A 19,609-nucleotide genomic window follows, 5' to 3' on the forward strand; every position below is an offset into this window, starting at 1 on the left:
AGTCGTGCCGTTCGCATCTCCTTTTGCGCACGCATCATTACTTGGAGGGGTTTTCGTTGAGCCGCACACGCCGCACCGCACGCAGTCGCCACGCCATGCTGGCCGGGACCGCACTCTTGGCCGCCGCGCTGACCGCCTGCGGGGGCGGCTCGGGCGGGAGCGGTGCCGGGAGCGGGTCCGGTACGGCGGAGACGAAGAAGAAGCCGGACATGGCGATGTCCGTGAACCTCACGGGCGATCAGGCCAAGCCCGGCGAGCCGGTGAAGGTGACCCTCGCCGAGGGCAAGCTGTCGCTGGTGAAGGTGTCCGACGGCAAGGGCGGTGAACTGCCCGGGAAGATAGCCGACGACGGCAGGACGTGGACCTCCGAGCGCAATGCCTCGCCGGGTACGGACTACAAGGTCGAGGCGCAGAACACCGACAGCCAGAGCGCGAGCGCCCGGTTCAGGACGGCCGCCGCCGACAAGGTGAACAAGGTGACGATCAACCCGGGCAAGGCCACCGCGGTGGTGGGCGTCGCCCAGCCGGTGTCGATCGTCTTCGACAACCCGGTGAAAAACAAGGCCGAGGTCGAGAAGCACCTGAAGGTCACCACCTCGAACAACACCGAGGGCTCCTGGGGCTGGTTCAAGGACTACACCGGCAACGACCGGGTGGACTGGCGGCCGAAGGATTACTGGAAGTCCGGCACCGAGGTGAAGGTCGAGATGAAGCTCAACGGGGTGGACTCGGGCCCGGGCGGCGGGATGTTCGTCAAGGACTACGACACCGAGTTCAAGATCGGCAAGGACCGCCGCCTCCAGGTCGACCTCGACACCCGCACGATGACGGTGACCGAGGACGGTCAGGCGGTGAAGAGCATCCCGGTCTCCGCGGGCACACCCGGCGGCAAGAAGGCCTCCTGGTCCGGGAGGATGGTGCTGATGACCAAGGAGGGCACCATCCGGATGGACTCCCAGACGGTGGGCCTGGGCGACTCCTACGACAAGATGGTCGACTACTCGATGCGGGTGACGTGGTCGGGCATGTACATCCACGCCGCCCCGTGGAACGCCGGCTATTTCGGCCGGGCCAACGCCAGTTCCGGCTGTGTGGGGATGAGCGACTCCGACGCGAAGGACCTCTTCGCCCGGGCCCAGGTCGGCGACCTGGTCGAGGTCACCGGGGACGGGTCCAAGGGCAAGGCCGACATCGGCAACGGCTACGGCGAATGGAACCTCTCCTGGGACGAGTGGAAGGCCAAGAGCGCCCTCGCGGGTGCCGCGCAGAACGGCTGATCCGCGCCCTTGACGTTCGATCAATCGTTACCAGCGCGTAACTTACCGGTGGGTTACCGCCGGTAAGCCGCTCCGGTTACCGTCGGGTCACTTTGACAACCGGCGTACGCGAGGAGCGATTGATGGTCCGCACCACCAGCACCGCGGCTGCCGTGGCAGTCGCCCTGGCGGCAACCGCCCTGGGCCTGGCCCCCCACCAGGCCCAGGCGGCGCCCGCACCCACCGTCACGGCCTCCGCCGACGCCTCGTCGGGGCCGTCCTTCCACGACATCCCCGGCTCCGGCGGCATCACCCTCAAGGGCAACGTCTTCACCCCGGCCGGCGCCCAGGCCGGCCGGACGTACCCGCTGATCGTGCTCCCCACCAGCTGGGGCATGCCGCAGATCGAATATCTCGCCCAGGCCGAGAAGCTCGCCGACGAGGGCTACGTGGTGGTCAGTTACACCTCCCGGGGCTTCTGGCTCTCCGGCGGGCAGATCGAGGTGGCCGGCCCGCCGGACATCGCGGACGTCTCCGCCGTCATCGACTGGGCCCTCGCCCACACCCCCGCCGACGCCGGCCGTGTCGGCGTGGCCGGCGTCTCGTACGGCGCGGGCATCAGCCTGCTCGCCTCCGCGCACGACCCCCGGATCAAGGCCGTGGTCGCGCTCAGCGGGTGGGCCGACCTCATCGAGTCCATCTACTCGGGCCGCACCCAGCACCTCCAGGCCGCCGGGATGCTCGGCGCCGCCGGATACCTCACCGGCCGCCCCGGCCCCGAACTCCAGCAGGTCCTCGGCGACTTCCTCGGCTCCCGGCTCGACCGGGAGCAGCAGATGATCGAGTGGGGCCGCAAGCGCTCGGCCGCCGCACAGCTGGACCGGATCAACGCCAACGGCGCTGCGATCATGCTGGGCAACGCCTGGGGCGACACCATCTTCCCGCCCAACCAGTACGCCTCGTTCTTCGAGAAGCTGACCGGACCCAAGCGGCTGGAGTTCCGCCCCGGCGACCACGCCACCGCCGAGGGCACCGGCCTGCTCGGCCTGCCCAACGACACCTGGACCAACGCCCACCGCTGGTTCGACCGCTACCTCAAGGGCGAGCGCAACGGCGTCGACACCGAGGCCCCGGTACAGATCAAGTCCCGCAGCAGCGAGGGCTACGAGGGCTACGCCGACTGGAAGTCGGTCGGCTCCGGCGGCAGCGAGAAGCTCGCTCTCTCCGACAGCGAGCACGTCTTCGCGGGCGTCGACTCCGGCGCCGACGGCGGCGTCATCTTCCTCTCCAGCCTCCTCGACCAGTTCGCCCAGGCTCCCCCGGTCGCCTCGATCCCGCTGCTGCCGCGCGCCTTCGCGGCGGTCTGGCAGTCGGAGCGCCACGACACCCGGCGCCGGATCCGCGGCACGGTGAAGCTCCACACCACCGTCACGCCCACCAGGGCGGACGGCACCTTCGTCGCCTACCTGTACGACGTCGGCCCGCTCGGCATCGGCAAGCTGGTCAGCAACGCCCCGTACACCTTCCACGACAGAGCCCCCGGCCAGTCCTTCGGCGTGGACCTGGAGCTGTTCTCGACCGCCTACGACGTCCCCGCGGGCCACCGGCTCGCCCTGGTCGTCGACACCGTCGACCCCCTCTACATCGAGCACAACCCCACCGGCGCGCAGCTGACCTTCTCCTCGCCGCGCACCGATCCCTCGTACGTCTCGGTACCCCTGCGCGAGGAGTGATCTGCGGCTGCTGCCGGGCGGGGCGGCTCTTCGGAGCTACTGGCGTGTGCCCGGCAGCACCGTTCCGGGTCCGGCCGCGGCGGCCTCGGCCGCCTCGGTCGTCGGGCTGCGCCGCCGGGGGTCGCAGTGCATCGGGCCGCCCCTCAATGCTTGAGGATCTTGGAGAGGAAGTCCCTGGCCCGGTCGCTCTCGGGAGCGGTGAAGAAGGCCTCCGGGGTGCGGTCCTCGACGATCCTCCCGTCGGCCATGAACACGACGCGGTTGGCGGCGGAGCGGGCGAAGCCCATCTCGTGGGTGACCACGACCATGGTCATGCCCTCGGCGGCCAGCTGCTGCATGACCTCCAGCACCTCGTTGATCATCTCCGGGTCGAGGGCGGAGGTGGGTTCGTCGAACAGCAGCGCCTTGGGGTCCATGGCCAGGGCGCGGGCGATGGCGACGCGCTGCTGCTGGCCGCCGGAGAGCTGGGCGGGGTACTTCGCGGCCTGGTCGGCGAGCCCGACGCGCTCCAGCAGCTCCCGGGAGCGCCGGTCCGCCTCCTCCTTCTTCCGCTTGCGGACCTTGGTCTGCGCGAGCGAGACGTTGGCGAGGACGGTCTTGTGCGCGAAGAGGTTGAAGGACTGGAAGACCATGCCGACGTCGGCGCGCAGCGCGGCCAGATCCCTGCCCTCGGCCGGCAGCGGCCGGCCTTCGAGGGTGATGGTGCCGGATTCGACGGTCTCCAGCCGGTTGACGGCCCGGCACAGGGTGGACTTGCCCGAACCGGACGGGCCGATGATCACCACGACCTCCCCGCGGCCGACGGTGAGGTTGATGTCCTGGAGGACGTGGAGGTCCCCGAAGTGCTTGTTGACGTCCCGCAGCTCGATCAACGGATCGGCGGCCATGCGCTGCCCTGCCCACGTGTCGGTGTCTCAAGGTCAGCGCAAACTATCCAGCCGGGGAAAGGCACTTCGCCGCGACACGCCTAAAGGCCGCATAAAGCCCACGTGGTGATGACACAACCCCCCGGCTCCGGTGGCGGGCACCTGTGTAGCCTCCCTGTACACGTCAACACCGGGGGGACACCATCCGCGCCAGCCGCTTCGCCTTGCCCGCGCTCGCCTGCGCTTCGCTCTTCCTCGCTGCCTGCGGATCACCCGCACCGACGGCCGCCGACGTCTTCGCCAAGGCCCGCAAGGCGACCGAGCGGGTGCGGGAGACGCTGGTGACGGCGCACCTCACCTTGGAGGACGGACGGTCCGTGACGGGGGGCCTGCGCATCGACGCCCGCGGCAACTGCGAGGGGGAGCTGACCTTCCCCAGGGCGGGAACGGCCCAGGCGCTCGTGGTCGGGGACCGGGTGTACCTGAAAGCCGACGCCGGCTACCTGGAGAGCCTGTTCGCGGACCCCGGCGAGCGGGAGCGGCTGCGCGGCAGGTGGGCCGGCTTCGGGGCTTCGGATCCGCTGGTACGTCCGGTCACCGCCGTGTGCGAGGCGGCTCGCCCGATGACCCCGTTCTCGCTCGACCGCTCGGCCACCGTCCTGGACTCCGCCTCGTACGTCGACACGCACCGGGTGGCCGTTTTCAAGACGCCCGGGGCCCAGGGCGGCACCATCACGGAATCGGTGGCGGCCGAGGGCAAGCCGTACATCCTCGAACGGAACGAATTCGGCGGCCCGTCGTCGCTGAGCCTGACCCGGATCGCCTACTCCACGCGGGCGGAGCCGCCGGTGGCTCCGCCCGTCGAGGACGTGCTCCCCGCGCACCCGGGCGGGGTGTCGGCCTGACGGGGAGCTCAGGCCTCGGAGGCTTCGGCGTAGGCCTGGGAGAGTTCGGGTGAGCCCGTCACCGCCCAGGAGACCCCCCACTCCACCACGTTCAGCTCGCGGCCCGAGGCCAGCCGGATCACCGGCTGGCCGTTCGGCCACACCTGCCAGCAGGCGCCCGGACGGGAGCGGATGATCACGGTGCCGAGGTAGAAGCCCGCGTCGTTGCCGAGCCAGGGGACCAGCTCGGGATCACGCCGCCAGCGCGGCATCAGCTGGTCCAGGGCCTCCAACGAGCGCGGGCTCTCGTCGAGTTCGAGCCCCGCCGCCCTCGCCTGGACGCGCAGCATTTCGCATTCCGAGAACAACTCGGTGATGCCCTCGGGGTCGTCGGCGAGGGCGGCCGCGAGTCCGGTACCCCGTTCCGTTCCACGCCGGTTCAGCCAGTTGTCCAGGAAAGGGATGTTCATACCACCCAGCCTCGCACCAGGATTCCCCGCTGGCCACAGGGCGCGCGGACCCTTCTTCCGCCGCCTCCCCCGCCGACGGCGCAGTCCGCGCTACGCGCCGAGGTCGAGGTCGACGACGACCGGGGCGTGGTCCGAGGCTCCCTTGCCCTTGCGCTCCTCGCGGTCGACGTAGGCGTCGGTGACGGCCTTGCCGAAGGCCTCGTTCCCGTACACCAGGTCGATGCGCATGCCCCGGTTCTTCGGGAAGGCGAGCTGGCGGTAGTCCCAGTACGTGTACGGCCGGTCGTACTTGAGGGGCCGCGGCACCACGTCGGCCAGCCCGGCGGCGCGCAGGGTCTCCAGGGCGGCCCGCTCGGCGGGGGTGACGTGGGTGAGGCCCTCGAAGACCGCCGGGTCGAAGACGTCCTCGTCGGTCGGCGCGATGTTGAAGTCCCCGAGCACGGCGAACGGGCGCGGACCGGCAGCGTCTTCGGCGACCGCGCCGGCCAGGGAGCGCAGCCATTCCAGCTTGTAGCCGTAGTGGTCGTGCGCGACCTCGCGGCCGTTGGGCACGTACACCGACCACAGGCGGACCCCGCCGCAGGTGGCGGAGATCGCGCGGGGCTCCTCGACGCCCTCGTACCCCGGGCCGCCCACGAGTCCGGGGACCACGTCCTCCAGGCCGACCCGGGAGAGCAGGGCCACCCCGTTCCACCGGCCGGTGGCGTTGACGGCCGACTCGTACCCCAGCTCGCGCAGCGCGTCGTGCGGGAACTGCTCGGCGGAGCACTTGGTCTCCTGGACGCACAGGACATCCGTGCCGGAGCTCTCCAGCCAGGCCAGCAGCCGGGGCAGCCGGGCGGTGATCGAGTTGACGTTGAACGTGGCGATACGCATGCCAACCAACCTACCGCCCGGCACCGACAGCGGGCTCAGAGGTCGGTGGCGTCCCCGGCGGCGAGGCGGCCGTGGCCGGTGCCGCCCAGCGAGTCCAGGACCCGGTCGTAGATCGGCCGGGCGATGTCGGCGAGGTAGGCGTCGTGGATGTCGAGGGCCCGCCGCGGCTTGACCTCGCGGAGGTAGTCGACCACCTCGGAGACCTTGTTCCAGGGGGCGTGCACCGGCAGCATCAGCGTGTCCACGGGGGCCTCGGGCACGGTGAGCGCGTCGCCGGGGTGGAAGAGGGAGGCGTCCACGAGGTAGCCGACATTGGTGACCCGGGGAAGGTCCGGGTGGATCACGGCGTGCAGCTCGCCGTGGACTTGGACGTCGAAGCCCGCCGCGGTGAACGAGTCCCCGTGGCCGACGGTGTGCACCCGGCCCGGGTAGGCCGGGGCCAGCTGCTCCGCGACGCTGCGCAGGGTCCACACCGCGGCGGCCGGGTTGGCGTCGAGGGCCGCCCGCAGCCGGCCCTCGTCGAAGTGGTCGGGATGCTCGTGCGTGACGAGCAGGGCGTCCGCCCCGAGCCCCGCGTCGGGCTCGCTGAAGGCGCCCGGGTCGATGACGAGCACGCGCCCGTCCTTCTCCAGTTGGACACAGGAGTGCAGCCGCTTGGTGAGCTTCATGATCCCAGGCTAGGCCTTGCCGGGTGCCGGCGGGCCTGCGGGCCTGCGGGCTTGCGGGCTTGCGGGCTTGCGGGCTCACGGGCTCACGGGCTCACCGGGCGGGTGCCTCACGGGGTCGCGGTGGAGACCACGTAGACCCGCGGCTTCTGCGGGTCGGTGAGGTCGACGGTGACGTCCCGGGTGGGGCGCGGGTCCGGCTGCTCCAGGGTGATGCCGTACCACGCGTTGCGCGGTCCCCAGCTCCAGCCCGCGACCTCGGCGTCGTGGGCGCCGATCGACACGCCGCGGGTGAGCGCCCCGCGGTCGGTGCCGAGGTCGGCGAGGAAGGTGTCCAGGTCGGCGGGGGTGGCCGCGAACTGCACGTACAGCCGGCTGGTGCGCCAGTTGTTGGTCTCCAGGAAACCCACCCGCCAGGCCTTCGGCGGGATGGGCACCTCGTAGATGCTGCGCTGCACCTTGGAGGGCCAGCCGGGGCGGACCTTGACCGCGCCGACCTTGGCGGCCTTGTCGCGGCCGCTCTCGCGGCTCTGCTGGGCCGAGACGGCGAGGTATCCCGCGGGCACGCCGACGAGCAGCAGGATGATGATCGCGGTGATCCAGCGGCGCCGGACCACGTGCCTGCGGTCTTCTCCGGGGGTCTGCGGCGTACCGCCCCCGTCGGGGGCGGGGGCCTGGCGGGGCAGGGTGGGGGGCGGGGTCACTGCGGGTCCTGGTGGTCGGGGTCCGGGGAGGCGGGGGGCTCGCGCCGGCCGAGCTGCGCGTAGCGCTCGTAGCGCTCGACGCGCCGGCGCGTGGCGCGGCGGAAGCGGCGGGCGACGAGCCGGGCGAGGTCGGCCGCGCCGACCATACCCGCCTCCGGGCCGAGCTGGGCCTTGGCGATCCGGGCCTCGGGCCGGTAGCCGCGGCCGGTGAGGTGGCGCCGGAAGGCCTCCCGGGCCGGGCCGATCAGCAGGTCGTCGGCTGCGCTGACGCCGCCGCCGATCACGAAGCAGGACGGGTCGAGGGCGGCGGCGAGATTGGCGATGCCGACGCCGAGCCACTGGCCGATGTCCTGGAGGAGCTCGACGCACATGGCGTCGCCCTCGCGGGCCAGCTCGGTGATGAGCGGCCCGGTGATCTCGTGGACGTTGCCGCCGACCTTGGCGATGATGTTGTACGCGACCGGGGAGTCGGCCGCGGCCAGCTCACGGGCCTCGCGCACCAGTGCGTTCCCGGAGCTGTACTGCTCCCAGCAGCCGCGGTTGCCGCAGGGGCAGCGGTGGCCGCCGGGCACGACCTGCATGTGGCCGAACTCGCCGGCCACCCCGAAGCGGCCGCGCTTGACCTGGCCGCCCTCCAGGATGGCGCCGCCGATGCCGGTGCCCAGGGTGATCATGACGAGGTGGTCCTCGCCGCGGCCGGCGCCGAAGCGCCACTCGGCCCAGGCGGCGGTGTTGGCATCGTTGTCGACCATGACCGGGACCGCGAGCCGGGACTGGAGGGCGTCGCGCAGGGGCTCGTCACGCCAGGCCAGGTGGGGGGCGAACAGGACGCGGGAGCGGTCGGCGTCGACCCAGCCGGCCGCGCCGATGCCCACGGCGTGGACGTCGTGCCGGTCGGAGAGGTCGAGCACCAGCTCGACGATGGTGTCCTCGACGACCTTGGGGCTCTTGGACTTGTCGGGGGTCTCGGTGCGGATCTTCTCCAGGATGACCCCGTCGGCGTCGACGACGCCGGCCATCACCTTGGTGCCGCCGATGTCGATGCCGACGGTCGGGACGCGCGGGGCGGTCAGGTGCGACCGGCGCTCACGGGTCCCGATGGTCCGCAGGACGGTGCCTCGCGCAGACCGGTGGGTGAGCGTGAAGTCCCGGTACGTGCTCATCGAGTCGTGTCGTCCCTCGGGGTGCGGTGGGTGGGGCCGGATGCGCGGTCAGGACCTGATTCTGCCACCCGCTCCAGTTCGTGGCTCAGTTCCTCCAGCTCGGAGCCGCCCGCCATCTGCCGGGTGAGCTCGTCCAGGGTGATCGAGTCGCGGGTGTGGCTGCCTGCCATGGCGCCGCGCTTGAGCAGGACGAAACGGTCCCCGACCAGGTGGGCGTGGTGCGGGTTGTGGGTGATCAGGACCACGCCGAGCCCCGCGTCGCGGGCGGCGGCGACGTACTTGAGGACCACGCCCGACTGCTTCACGCCGAGGGCCGCGGTCGGCTCGTCGAGGACGAGGACCTTCGCCCCGAAGTGGACGGCCCGGGCGATGGCCACGCACTGGCGCTCGCCGCCGGACAGGGTCCCGATGGGCTGGTCGACGTCGCGCAGGTCGATGCCCATGCGCAGCAGCTCGGAGCGGGTGGTCTCGCGCATGAGCTCCACGTCGAGGCGGCGGAAGGGACCGCGGCCGCGGGTGGGCTCGGAGCCGAGGAAGAAGTTGCGCCAGACCGGCATGAGCGGGACGACCGCGAGGTCCTGGTAGACGGTCGCGATGCCGCGGTCGAGGGCGGCGCGCGGGTTGGCGAGGGCGGTCTCCTCCCCCTCGATCTCGAAGGTGCCGGCGTCGTGCTGGTGCAGGCCCGCGATGATCTTGATGAGGGTGGACTTGCCCGCGCCGTTGTCGCCGAGGACGCAGGTGATCTCGCCGGCCGAGACCTCCAGGGAGACCCCCTGGAGGGCACGGATGTTGCCGTAGTACTTGCTGACGCCGGTCAGCTTCACCAGGGCCGTCACTTGGTGGCCTCCGCCCGCTTGCGCACCCACGCGTTGAGCAGCGTCGCCAGCAGGAGCATCCCGCCGAGGAAGAACTTGAACCAGTCGGGGTTCCACTGCGCGTACACGATGCCGTTGCTGGTCATGCCGAAGATGAAAGCGCCGACGGCCGAGCCGATGGCCGAGCCGTAGCCGCCGGTCATCAGGCAGCCGCCGATGACGGCCGCGATGATGTAGAGGAACTCGTTGCCGACGCCCTCGCCCGACTGGACGACGTCGAACGAGAAGAGGATGTGCTGGCCGGAGATCCACGCGCACAGGGCGACGCCCATGTAGAGGCCGATCCGGGTCTTGACGACCGGGACGCCCGTCGCGCGGGCTGCGTCCGCCCCGCCGCCGACCGCGAAGATCCAGTTCCCGGCGCGGGTGCGCAGCAGGATCCAGGTGGCGACGGCGACCAGGGCCAGCCACCACAGGATGGTGACCTTCAGGGTGACCGAGCCGATGTTCCACTGCGAGGCGAAGAGCGCGCGGGCGGAGGCGAAGCCCTCCATGTCCGCGACGGTCTTGGTGGAGACGGAGCCGGTGATCAGCTTGGTGAAGCCGAGGTTGAGGCCGGTCAGCATCAGGAAGGTGCCGAGCGTGATGATGAAGCTGGGCAGCTTCGTACGGGTCAGCATGAACCCGTTGAAGAACCCGATGGCCAGGGTGACCAGCAGGGACACCCCGACGCCCACCCACACGTTGGCGGTCATCTGGTAGCTGAACATCGAGCTGAACAGCGCCGAGGTGGTGACCAGGACGCCGGCGGAGAGGTCGAACTCGCCGCCGATCATCAGCAGGGCCACCGGTACCGCCATGATCCCGATGGTGGAGGCCGAGTACAGGACCGTGCTCAGGCTGGCGGCCCGCAGGAAGCTGTCCGCGGCGAAGCAGAAGAAGACGAAGACCGCGGCGGCGCCGACCACGGCGCCCAGCTCGGGCCGGCCCAGCAGGCGGCGCACGAGCGAGGTGGGGGCGAGGCGCTCGTCGGCGAGGGCGGGCGCGCTCATCGGCTGCCCCGCTTGATGAACTCCTCCAGCTCGGCCGATTCGGCGGCGGTGACGATCTGGGGGCCGGTGAGCACCGGACGGCCGCCGCCGAGCACGTCCGCGTTGTACCGGTAGAGCCAGAGCAGGTCGATGGCCTCGTACCCCTGGAGGTACGGCTGCTGGTCGACGGCGAAGCCGAGCACGCCCGCCTTCAGGTCGCGGGCGACGGCCTCGTTGAGGTCGAAGGTGTCCACCTCGGCCTTGCTGCCCGCCGCGTCCTTGGCCTTGACCGCGGTCGGGGCGAAGGGGGCGCCGAGGGTGACGATGGCGTCGACCGAGGGGTCTGCCTGGAGCTTCGCCTGGACGGCCGCCTGGACGGAGGGCATGTTGGTGCCCTCGACGTACAGGTTCTCCATGTCCCCGCCGAACGTCTTCTTCGCGCCGGCGCAGCGCTGCTCGTGGCCCACGTTGCCCTGCTCGTGCAGGACGCAGACGGCCTTCTTGCGGCCGCGCTTGGTCAGCTCGGTACCGACCGCCTCGCCGGCGATCTGCTCGTCCTGGCCGATGTGGGTGAGGGCGCCGTACGCGGCCGACTGGGCGGAGCCGGAGTTGACGGTGACCACCGGGATGCCGGCCTTGACCGCCTTGGCGATGACGTCCTTGAGGGCCTCGGGCTTGGCCAGGCTGACCACGATCCCGTCGACCTTCTGGTCGATGGCGTTCTGCACGAACTGGGCCTGCTGCTGCGCCTGGTCGTCGTGGGAGTAGACGAAGTTGATGTTGTCCTTGGCCGCGGCCTCCTTGGCGCCCTTCTGGACGATGTCCCAGAAGGTGTCGCCGTCGCCCGCGTGGGTGACCATCGCGAAGGTCCAGCGCGGGGTGGACACGGCGGGCCGGCCCGCCGCAGCGGCCTTGGCCCGGTCCTCGGCGCGCTTGCCGCCCGTGCTGCTGCAGCCCACGAGGGAGGCTCCCAGTACCGTCGCGAGCACGGCGCCCACGACGCGCACCCCTGTCCGAACCCTAGCCACGTCTGCGTGCCCTTCCCTCGTCCTGCGGTCTCTGATCCTGCTGCGGTCGGCTGCTGCCAAAGCGGTCATTCCGGTTCCAGCCGCTCAGTATCCGCCACAGTGGACCATGTGAGGTCATCGGGGGCTTCCCGGCGATCCGGCCCATCTGTGACATCGTCGGCCTCGCCCGGCAGATTGACAGCTCCCGCCGGGCGGGTCAGGTTGAGTTCATGCGCATCGGGCTGATCGGAACGGGCCGTATCGGCTCCTTCCACGCGGCGGCACTGGCCCGCCACCCGGACGCCGGCTCCCTCCTGCTCGCCGACGCGGATCCGGCGCGGGCGGTGCGGGTCGCCGACCGGCTGGGCGCCACCGCCGCCCCCTCCGTGGAGCAGGTCTTCACCTGGGGCGTGGACGCGCTGGTCGTGGCCTGCGCCACCAACGGGCACGCGGAGCTGGTGGTCCGGGCGGTGCGCGGCGGGCTGCCGGTGTTCTGCGAGAAGCCGCTGGCCACCGACCTGCCCCGGACCCTGGCGGTGCTGCGCGAGGTGGAGTCCGCGCACGGGGTGCTGCAGGTGGGCTTCATGCGCCGCTTCGACGCGGGCTACCGCACCGCCCGGGAGCTGGTGCGCTCCGGGGCCCTGGGGAGGCTGCACACCGTACGGACCATGACCGCGGATCCCGCGCCGCCGCCCGCCGCGTACCTGGCGACGTCCGGGGGCCTGTACCGGGACTGCCTGGTGCACGACTTCGACATGGTCCGCTGGGTGACGGGGCACGAGGTGGCCGAGGTGTACGCCACCGGTTCGGACGCCGGCCCGGCGCCCTTCCGGGAGCTGGGCGACGTGGACACGGCCGCGGCCCTGCTGACCCTGGACGACGGCACCCTGGCCACCTGCACCGGGACCCGGTGCAACGGGGCCGGGTACGACGTCCGGATGGAGCTCGCCGGGGAGCTCGACCAGGTCTCGGCCGGACTGGACGACCGTACGCCGATCGCCTCGACCGAACCGCACGGCCCGCCGCCCGCGAGCAAGCCCTGGACGGGGTTCCTGGAGCGGTTCGGCCCCGCGTACGAGGCGGAGCTGGCGGCCTTCGTCCGCCTGGTGCGCGGGGAGGGCCCCAATGCGTGCGACGGCCGGGAGGCGCTGGCCGCGCTGCGGATCGCGGAGGCGTGCGAGCTGTCGCGGCGGGAGGGGCGCCGGGTCCGGATGGCGGAGTTGCCGGACCTGTGAGGCCGGCCTGTCGTTCCTGGCCACCGGGTACGGCTACCAGCGCACCGGCAGCCGGGTCACGCCCCGGATGAGACTGCCCCCGATCCAGCTCGCCGGATCCGCGAACGGGTCCCCCGACAGGTCCTCGGCCAGGTCCGGGAACCGCTCCAGCAGGCCGCGGATCGCGATGCGGCCCTCCATTCGGGCGAGCGGGGCACCGATGCAGAAGTGCAGTCCGTGCCCGAAGGCCAGGTGGCCCTGCGGGGCCCGCCGGATGTCGAAGGTGTCGGGGCTTTCGTACCGCCCGGGGTCGCGGTCCGCGCCGGCCAGCGACACGAGGACGGTGGCCCCGGCCGGGATGGCGGTGCCGCCGAGCTCCATGGCCTCGCGGGCGTAGCGGTAGGTGGTGTTCTGCACCGGGCCGTCGTAGCGGAGCATCTCCTCGACGGCGCCGTCGAGGAGGCCGTCGTAGTCGGCGCGCAGGGCGGCCAGCTGGTCCGGGTGGGCGAGCAGGGCGCGGGTGCCGTTGGAGATGAGGTTGACGGTGGTCTCGTGGCCGGCGATCAGCAGCAGGAAGGCCATCCCGATCAGCTCGGCGGAGGAGAGTGCGTCGCCGTCCTCGTCCCTGGTCCGGATGAGCGCGCTGAGCAGGTCCTCGCCGGGGTCCTTGGCCTTGGCCTCGACGAGCTCGGCGAGGTAGTCGCTGAGCTTCTGGTGCGCGTGGGTGCTCGGGGTGAGGGAGGTGGGCGCGAGGACCTCCTTGGACCAGTGGCTGAAGCGTTCGCGGTCCAGGTCGGGGACGCCGAGGAGTTCCCCGATGACGGTCATGGGCAGCGGGAAGGCCAGGGCCTTGATCAGGTCGGCGGTGCGCTGCGGGCGGGCGGCCATCGCGTCGAGGAGTTCGTCGGTGATCTGCTGGACGCGGGGGCGCATGGCCTGCACGCGGCGGGTGGTGAACTCGCGGGCGACCAGGCGGCGCAGCCGGGTGTGCTGCGGGGGGTCGGTCTCCAGCATGTTGCTGTTGGCCACGGTGGTCGCGACGCCCGGCAGGACCCCGCTGCTCGCCCAGTTCTTCGACAGGCCGGGGTGGTTGAGGGCCCGGCGGGCCTCCTCGTAGCCGACGACCAGGAAGGTGGGCGTGTACTCGGCGGCCGTGACCTCGACCTGGTGCACCGGTCCTTCGGCGCGCAGCCGGGCGTAGTACGGGTAGGGGTCGGCATGGAAGTCCGCGTCGTTCACACTGATGTCCGGCTGTGGCATACACATACATTACGGCGGCCCTTTGGCGCCGGACCCGGCGATTTCCGGTCAGTCGCCGCAGGTCATCCGGCCACGGCGCGGCGTCCCCAGGCCGTGCCGCCGAGGACGAGCACGGCGCCCACGAGGCCGGCCGCACCCAGGTGTTCGCCGCCGAGGGCGATGCCGGCCACGGCCGCCCAGAGGGGTTCGGTGCCCAGGAGGAGGCTGACCCGGGAGGGCGAGCTGCGGCGCAGGGCCCAGGTCTGCACGAAGAAGGCGAAGAGGGTGCAGAAGACGGAGAGGAAGACGAGTCCGGCCCACTGCCCGGGGCCGAAGGAGAGGGCGACGTCCCAGGGGCGCTCGCCGGTGCCGGGCAGGGCGGCCAGTACGGCGAAGACGAGGACGGCGCCGCCGAGCTGCACGGTCGTCAGGGACAGCGGGTCGGCGCCGCGGACGGCCTCGGTGCGGGCGGTCAGCAGCACGTTCAGGGTCCGCACGAGCGCGGCGGCGAGCATCAGCAGGTCCCCGAGGCCGGGAACGGTGAACCCGCCCTGCTGGGTGAGCAGCGCCACCCCGGCGACGGAGACGGCGGCCGCGCCGAGGAACGCGGCCGGCGGCGCCTTGCGCTGCACGGCGGCCTCCGCGAGCGGTGTGAAGATCATGGTTAGGCTGATGATCAGCCCGGCGTTGGTGGCGGAGGTGTGGACGACCCCGTAGGTCTCCAGCAGGAAGATGGCGCCGAGCACCAGCCCGAGCAGCCCCGCCCCGCGCAGCTGCCGGGCGGTGAGCGCGCGCAGGCGCTGCCGGCCGGCGACGGCGAGGACGGGCAGCACCAGCGAGAAGCGCAGCACGAGCACGGCGACCACCGTGTGGGCCGTGGTGATGCCCTTGGCGGCGAGGTAGCTGGCGCCCCACACGACGGCGACAGCGAGCACCGGCAGGTCGCCGAGCCAGGCCCGGCGGGGGACGGCGGGGCGTTCGACGAGGCTGTACGAGGTCACCGGGCTCTCCAACGGCGTGCGGCGGGTGGAGACTTCGGCGGCTCACACGGATGCACGCCGAAGCTATCCGATCCGGTCACCCAGGTCGACCCGTTTACCCGGCCGCCGCACACGCCGGAGCCCGCTCAGAAACTGCCGAACGTGGCGCGGCCGGTGGGGCGGTAGGTGTTGATCGCCGTGCCGTTCGGCGTGGTGCGCGAGCCGGTCAGCTCGTAGGCCGTCGGCAGCCCGCCCCTGGGGAAGAGCCGGCGGCCCGCGCCCAGGAAGACCGGGAACACCAGCAGGTTCAGCTCGTCCACCAGGTCCCGGGCCAGCAGCCACTGCGCCAGCCGCCCGCTGCCGTGCACCTGGAGCTCCCGCTCCCCCTCCAGTGCGTCCTTGACCCGCACGATCTCGCTCTGCAGGTGTTCCCCGTCGACGACGGTGGTCCCGGCCCAGGCCGGGCTCGTCAGCGTGGTCGAGGCGACGTACTTCGGCAGGCCGTTCAGACGGCTCGCGACCGGGTCCGTGGGATCGGTGACCTGCGGCCAGTACCCGGCGAAGATCTCGTACGTCCGCCGGCCCAGCAGGAAGGCCCCGGCCCGGTCGAAGAGCTCCTTGACGAAGGCCTCCATCCCGTGGTCGGCGAACGGCACGACCCAGCCGCCGTACTCGAACCCGTCGCTGCGGTCCTCGTCCGGGCCGCCGGGGGCCTGCATCACGCCGTCGAGGGTCAGGAAGGTGGTGAGGGTCAGCTTGCCCATGGCTCTGCGCTCCTTGCGTCCGGTTCCGCTGTCGTCGCGGTGTCGTCTGCTCCTGCTCCCGTTCAGACTCCCGGGCGGCGCGGATCGCATCGGTGCGGCGCGCACGGACGCACGTCGGATTCCCGCGGAAACCGCAACGCGGGAACGCAACGCGGGGAACGCAACGCGGGGAACGCAACGCAAGACAGCGGCCGGAAAAAAGGCCGGGCCCCGGGGGTGTCGGCCCCCGGGGCGGTCACACGGGTGGCGTCAGCCGCCCAGCTCCTGGTGGCGGGCCGTCAGCGCGGCCGCGCCCTGCTCGGTGAGCGAACCGAACAGCCGCAGGCGGGAGAACCCGCCGTCCGGGAAGATGTCGATGCGCACGTGCGTGCCGACCGCCGGGGTGTCCAGCACGAACCGGTGGTTGGTGTCGGGCTGCAGGCGGGTGCGCGGCAGGAACTCGGTCCACTCGCCCTCCTCGCCCGTCTTGACCGACAGGGAGGCCCAGCCGGCCGAGTTGCCCTTGAGGTAGGCGGTGTCGATCTCGACGGCGCGGATCTCCGACTCGGCAACGAGCTGGTAGCGGATCCAGTCGTTGCCGTTGTCGCGGCGGCGCGCCGTCTCCCAGCCGTCGTCCATCTTGCGGGAGCGGCCCGGGTTGATGGTGTTGGTCGGCGGGGAGTAGAAGCGGTTGGAGGCGTCCTGGACGGCGCCGCCGTTCTCCAGCGCGACCACGTCGAAGGAGCCGAGCGCGTCGAGCCACTTCGGGTCGGGCAGGACCTCGCCGTAGACGCGCAGGCGGGCGATGCCGCCGTCGGGGTGCTGGTTGACGCGCAGGTGCGTGAAGCGCTGCTCGACGTCGACCTCGAAGCCGTTGGCCGCGTGGCCGCCGACGGGCGTGCGCGGGACCAGGGTGGTCCACTTCACGTCGTCGCCGAGGAGCTCCTCGGGGGTCGGCGCGCCGTCGACCGAGGTGCCCTCGATGGAGACGGCCTGCGGCATGTTGCCGCGGAAGTGGGCGGTGTCGACGACGATGCCGCGGATGACGCCGGGGGCGCCCAGGCGTACGAGCGCCCAGTCGTGGTCCTCGGAGGTCGGCCAGGGCTGCTCGGCGGAGACGCCGCGGCGGCGGCGGGTCTCCCAGCCGTCCATGACCTTGCCCTTGTGACCGAAGTCCTCGGGGTCGAAGTGGGCGGCCTCGGAGATCAGCAGGTTCTCGCGCTGGGCGAAGAACTCGTCGTTCGCGGCGATGACACCGGCGCCGAGCTGACGGTCGGCCAGGTTCGCGAACTGCGTGAACGGGAACTCCGCGGTCCGGTAGTCGGCGTACGGGTCTCCGCCTTCGTACGGGTTCGCGTTACCGGTGAAGGAAGCCAAAGGAGTCGAACGCTGTGCCACTGTCAGTTCTGCCTTTCAAGGAGTCGGCCGGTGGGCTCGGTCGGGGTGCCGTGGTCGGCGATCCGCTCACCGCGCAGCCAGGTGGACTTCACGACGCCGTGCAGGGTCTTGCCCGCGTACGCCGTGACCTGGTTGCGGTGGTGCAGCTCGGCCGGGTCCACGGTGAAGGTCTCTTCGGGGGCCAGGACGGCGAAGTCGGCGTCCCGGCCGGCCTCGATCGCGCCCTTCCGGGCCAGGCCCGCGAGGTTCGCGGGGGCGGCGGACATCCAGCGGACCACGTCCTCCAGGGTGCGCCCGCGGCGGCGCGCCTCGGTCCAGATCGCGGGCAGGCCCAGCTGGAGGGAGGAGATGCCGCCCCAGGCGGTGAGGAAGTCGTCGGTCTTCAGGTCCGCCGTGGAGGGCGAGTGGTCCGAGACGATGCAGTCGATGGTGCCGTCGGCGAGCGCGTCCCACAGGAGGTCCTGGTTGGCGGCCTCGCGGATGGGCGGGCAGCACTTGAACTCGCTGGCGCCGTCCGGTACTTCCTCGGCCGTCAGGGTCAGGTAGTGCGGGCAGGACTCGACGGTGATCTGCACGCCCTCGGCCTTTGCGGCGGCGATCAGCGGCAGCGCGTCGGAGGAGGACAGGTGCAGTACGTGGACGCGGGCGTTCAGCCGCTTCGCCTGGGCGATCAGGTTCTCGATCGCGGTGTTCTCGGCGTCCTTGGGACGGGAGGCGAGGAAGTCGGTGTACTTGGGTCCGGGCGTCTGCGGGGCGGACTCCAGGTGGTGCGGGTCCTCGGCGTGCACGATCAGCAGGCCGCCGAAGCCAGTGATCTCGGCGAGGGAGGTGGCCAGCTGCTCCTGGTCGAGCTGGGGGAACTCGTCGACGCCGGACGGGGACAGGAAGCACTTGAAGCCGAAGACGCCGGCGTCGTGCAGGGGGCGCAGGTCCTTGACGTTGTCCGGGAGGGCACCGCCCCAGAAGCCGACGTCCACGTGCGCCTTGGTGCGGGCGACCTCCTGCTTGACGCGCAGGTGGTCCACGGTGGTGGTGGGCGGCAGGGAGTTGAGGGGCATGTCGAGGATCGTGGTGACGCCCCCGGCCGCGGCGGCGCGGGTGGCGGTCCAGAAGCCCTCCCACTCGGTGCGGCCCGGGTCGTTCACGTGCACGTGGGTGTCGACCAGTCCGGGGAGCAGGACGTCGTCGCCGAAGTCCTCCAGGCGGGCGCCGGCGGGCACCTCCGCCTCGTGCGGCAGTACGGCGACGATCTTCCCGGCGGCGACGGCGACCGAAGCGGCGCGCGTCCCGTCGGGGGTGATGACGCGAGTCGAGCGCAGTACCAGTTCCACGTCGTCGGACACGCCGGAACCTCCCCATCTACTTCCACAGAGCGAAATTCAACGTTCTGTTGACGGAGTCTTCACCCCGATCCGGGGCCAGTCAAGAGCGGCCGGACACTGCACCGACACGGCTTCCCCGCAATTGGAGGTTTCCACAGCATGGAATTAAGATTTCACTATTCAGAATGTAGCTATCACCACCCGGGGTCGGCCAGGTAACTTCCCGAGGACGTCCGCCACCCGGACAAACCGCCTCTGACCGGCGGGGACGGCATTGCCCCGGCCCTAGGGCCGACGCCGACCGACCGGTAGGCTGCTTCCTTGCCTGCCAGCACCGAAAGGACCGCGCCGTGCCGACGTCCAGCGCCAGCACCACCGACGCTTCCGCCAAGACCACCGCCGCCGGCGGTGGCGTCCAGTCCCTTGAGCGTGCCTTCGATCTGCTCGAACGGATGGCCGACGCCGGGGGCGAGGTCGGCCTCAGCGAGCTCTCCGCGGCCAGCGGTCTGCCCCTGCCGACCATCCACCGCCTGATGCGCACCCTCGTGGCGTGCGGCTACGTGCGCCAGCAGCCCAACCGACGGTACTCCCTCGGTCCCCGGCTGATCCGCCTCGGCGAGTCCGCGGCGCGCCTGCTCGGCACCTGGGCGCGGCCCTACCTGGCCCGCCTGGTCGAGGAGACCGGCGAGACGGCGAACATGGCCCTGCTCGACGGCGACGAGATCGTCTACGTGGCCCAGGTGCCGTCCAAGCACTCCATGCGCATGTTCACGGAGGTGGGCCGCCGGGTGCTGCCGCACTCCACCGGTGTCGGCAAGGCGCTGCTGGCGTACACACCCGCCGAGGAGGTGCGGGCCCTGCTCGCGCGCACCGGCATGCCGGCCGCGACGGAGAAGACCATCACCACGCCGGAGGGCTTCCTCGATGCGCTGGAGCAGGTCCGCAAGGTGGGCTACGCCGTCGACGACAACGAGCAGGAGATAGGGGTCCGCTGCCTCGCCGTCTCCGTACCGAACTCGCCGACCGCCGCCGCCATCTCGATCTCCGGTCCGGCGGGCCGGGTGACCGAGGCCCTGACGGACTCGATCGTGCCGATCCTGCAGAACGTGGCGGCCGAGCTGTCCGTCGCCCTGCAGAGCCAGAGCCCGGCCTGAGGATCCGTCTTCCGGATCCGGGGCCTGGCCGCTCCTGACGCACCCCGGCCATCACGATGTCCCGGCCCCGGCACCCCTCGAAGCGGAGG

The 19,609-nt window shown here is 71.6% G+C and carries 19 protein-coding genes; 5 read left to right on the forward strand and 14 right to left on the reverse strand.

From position 1 onward, the window contains the following. Window positions 1–95 precede the first annotated feature (95 nt). Together ABZ128_RS06485 and ABZ128_RS06490 are read left to right on the forward strand one after the other, a co-directional pair. Window positions 96–1,277, forward strand: coding sequence for an Ig-like domain-containing protein (locus ABZ128_RS06485; RefSeq protein ID WP_356846411.1), 1,182 nt, complete (start codon window positions 96–98; stop codon window positions 1,275–1,277). A 122-nt stretch (window positions 1,278–1,399) separates the two neighbouring features. Continuing rightward, window positions 1,400–2,989 carry a CocE/NonD family hydrolase gene (locus ABZ128_RS06490; RefSeq protein WP_356846377.1) on the forward strand — a complete coding sequence of 530 codons (1,590 nt, stop codon included), beginning with the start codon at window positions 1,400–1,402 and terminating at the stop codon, window positions 2,987–2,989. 143 nt (window positions 2,990–3,132) lie between these two features. Here ABZ128_RS06490 and ABZ128_RS06495 read toward each other — a convergent pair whose 3' ends face one another. Continuing rightward, window positions 3,133–3,876, reverse strand: a complete 744-nt coding sequence (locus tag ABZ128_RS06495) for an amino acid ABC transporter ATP-binding protein (protein ID WP_356846378.1) — start codon at window positions 3,874–3,876, stop codon at window positions 3,133–3,135. A 203-nt stretch (window positions 3,877–4,079) separates the two neighbouring features. Between ABZ128_RS06495 and ABZ128_RS06500 the strand changes: the two genes are divergently transcribed. Continuing rightward, window positions 4,080–4,760, forward strand: coding sequence for a hypothetical protein (locus tag ABZ128_RS06500; protein WP_356846379.1), 681 nt, complete (start codon window positions 4,080–4,082; stop codon window positions 4,758–4,760). An 8-nt stretch (window positions 4,761–4,768) separates the two neighbouring features. Here the strand turns inward: ABZ128_RS06500 and ABZ128_RS06505 are convergent, their stop codons facing one another. The 8 genes from ABZ128_RS06505 to ABZ128_RS06540 form a co-directional block, all read right to left on the reverse strand. Beyond that, window positions 4,769–5,209, reverse strand: a complete 441-nt coding sequence (locus ABZ128_RS06505) for a DUF6278 family protein (protein WP_356846380.1) — start codon at window positions 5,207–5,209, stop codon at window positions 4,769–4,771. A 90-nt stretch (window positions 5,210–5,299) separates the two neighbouring features. Continuing rightward, window positions 5,300–6,085 carry an exodeoxyribonuclease III gene (locus ABZ128_RS06510; RefSeq protein WP_356846381.1) on the reverse strand — a complete coding sequence of 262 codons (786 nt, stop codon included), beginning with the start codon at window positions 6,083–6,085 and terminating at the stop codon, window positions 5,300–5,302. Window positions 6,086–6,120: 35 nt separating this feature from the next. Next, window positions 6,121–6,753 carry an MBL fold metallo-hydrolase gene (locus ABZ128_RS06515; RefSeq protein WP_356846382.1) on the reverse strand — a complete coding sequence of 211 codons (633 nt, stop codon included), beginning with the start codon at window positions 6,751–6,753 and terminating at the stop codon, window positions 6,121–6,123. Window positions 6,754–6,860: 107 nt separating this feature from the next. Beyond that, a complete protein-coding gene (locus ABZ128_RS06520) occupies window positions 6,861–7,454 on the reverse strand; it encodes a hypothetical protein (protein ID WP_356846383.1) in 594 nt (197 codons plus the stop codon). Then, window positions 7,451–8,617, reverse strand: a complete 1,167-nt coding sequence (locus tag ABZ128_RS06525; RefSeq protein ID WP_356846385.1) for an ROK family glucokinase — start codon at window positions 8,615–8,617, stop codon at window positions 7,451–7,453. The genes ABZ128_RS06520 and ABZ128_RS06525 overlap by 4 nt, the downstream gene beginning before the upstream one ends. Further along, complete coding sequence (locus ABZ128_RS06530) at window positions 8,614–9,453, reverse strand: ATP-binding cassette domain-containing protein (protein WP_356846386.1); 840 nt, start codon at window positions 9,451–9,453, stop codon at window positions 8,614–8,616. The genes ABZ128_RS06525 and ABZ128_RS06530 overlap by 4 nt, the downstream gene beginning before the upstream one ends. Next, window positions 9,450–10,484, reverse strand: coding sequence for an ABC transporter permease (locus ABZ128_RS06535; RefSeq protein ID WP_356846388.1), 1,035 nt, complete (start codon window positions 10,482–10,484; stop codon window positions 9,450–9,452). Before ABZ128_RS06535 ends, ABZ128_RS06530 begins: the two co-directional genes overlap by 4 nt. Further along, window positions 10,481–11,491, reverse strand: a complete 1,011-nt coding sequence (locus ABZ128_RS06540) for a sugar ABC transporter substrate-binding protein (RefSeq protein ID WP_356846389.1) — start codon at window positions 11,489–11,491, stop codon at window positions 10,481–10,483. Before ABZ128_RS06540 ends, ABZ128_RS06535 begins: the two co-directional genes overlap by 4 nt. 209 nt (window positions 11,492–11,700) lie before the next feature. Between ABZ128_RS06540 and ABZ128_RS06545 the strand changes: the two genes are divergently transcribed. Beyond that, window positions 11,701–12,705 carry a Gfo/Idh/MocA family oxidoreductase gene (locus tag ABZ128_RS06545; protein WP_356846391.1) on the forward strand — a complete coding sequence of 335 codons (1,005 nt, stop codon included), beginning with the start codon at window positions 11,701–11,703 and terminating at the stop codon, window positions 12,703–12,705. A gap of 33 nt (window positions 12,706–12,738) precedes the next feature. On the opposite strand, the gene ABZ128_RS06550 is transcribed toward ABZ128_RS06545, so the two are convergent. The 5 genes from ABZ128_RS06550 to allB form a co-directional block, all read right to left on the reverse strand. Continuing rightward, window positions 12,739–13,944 carry a cytochrome P450 gene (locus ABZ128_RS06550; protein WP_356846393.1) on the reverse strand — a complete coding sequence of 402 codons (1,206 nt, stop codon included), beginning with the start codon at window positions 13,942–13,944 and terminating at the stop codon, window positions 12,739–12,741. Window positions 13,945–14,006: 62 nt separating this feature from the next. Further along, entirely contained in the window at window positions 14,007–14,924 is a 918-nt protein-coding gene (locus ABZ128_RS06555) for a DMT family transporter (RefSeq protein ID WP_356846394.1), read from the reverse strand. 125 nt (window positions 14,925–15,049) lie between these two features. Beyond that, entirely contained in the window at window positions 15,050–15,667 is a 618-nt protein-coding gene (locus tag ABZ128_RS06560) for a dihydrofolate reductase family protein (RefSeq protein ID WP_356846395.1), read from the reverse strand. 249 nt (window positions 15,668–15,916) lie between these two features. After that, window positions 15,917–17,044: an allantoicase gene (gene alc / locus ABZ128_RS06565; protein ID WP_356846396.1), complete on the reverse strand. Its 1,128-nt coding sequence runs from the start codon at window positions 17,042–17,044 to the stop codon at window positions 15,917–15,919. Between the two features lie 2 nt (window positions 17,045–17,046). Further along, a complete protein-coding gene (gene allB / locus ABZ128_RS06570) occupies window positions 17,047–18,387 on the reverse strand; it encodes an allantoinase AllB (protein ID WP_356846397.1) in 1,341 nt (446 codons plus the stop codon). 329 nt (window positions 18,388–18,716) lie between these two features. Between allB and ABZ128_RS06575 the strand changes: the two genes are divergently transcribed. Beyond that, complete coding sequence (locus ABZ128_RS06575) at window positions 18,717–19,520, forward strand: IclR family transcriptional regulator (RefSeq protein ID WP_356846398.1); 804 nt, start codon at window positions 18,717–18,719, stop codon at window positions 19,518–19,520. Window positions 19,521–19,609: the final 89 nt, after the last annotated feature.

Origin of the sequence: Streptomyces sp. NPDC006326, from assembly GCF_040612915.1 — a bacterium.
Classification (GTDB): Bacteria; Actinomycetota; Actinomycetes; order Streptomycetales; family Streptomycetaceae; genus Streptomyces.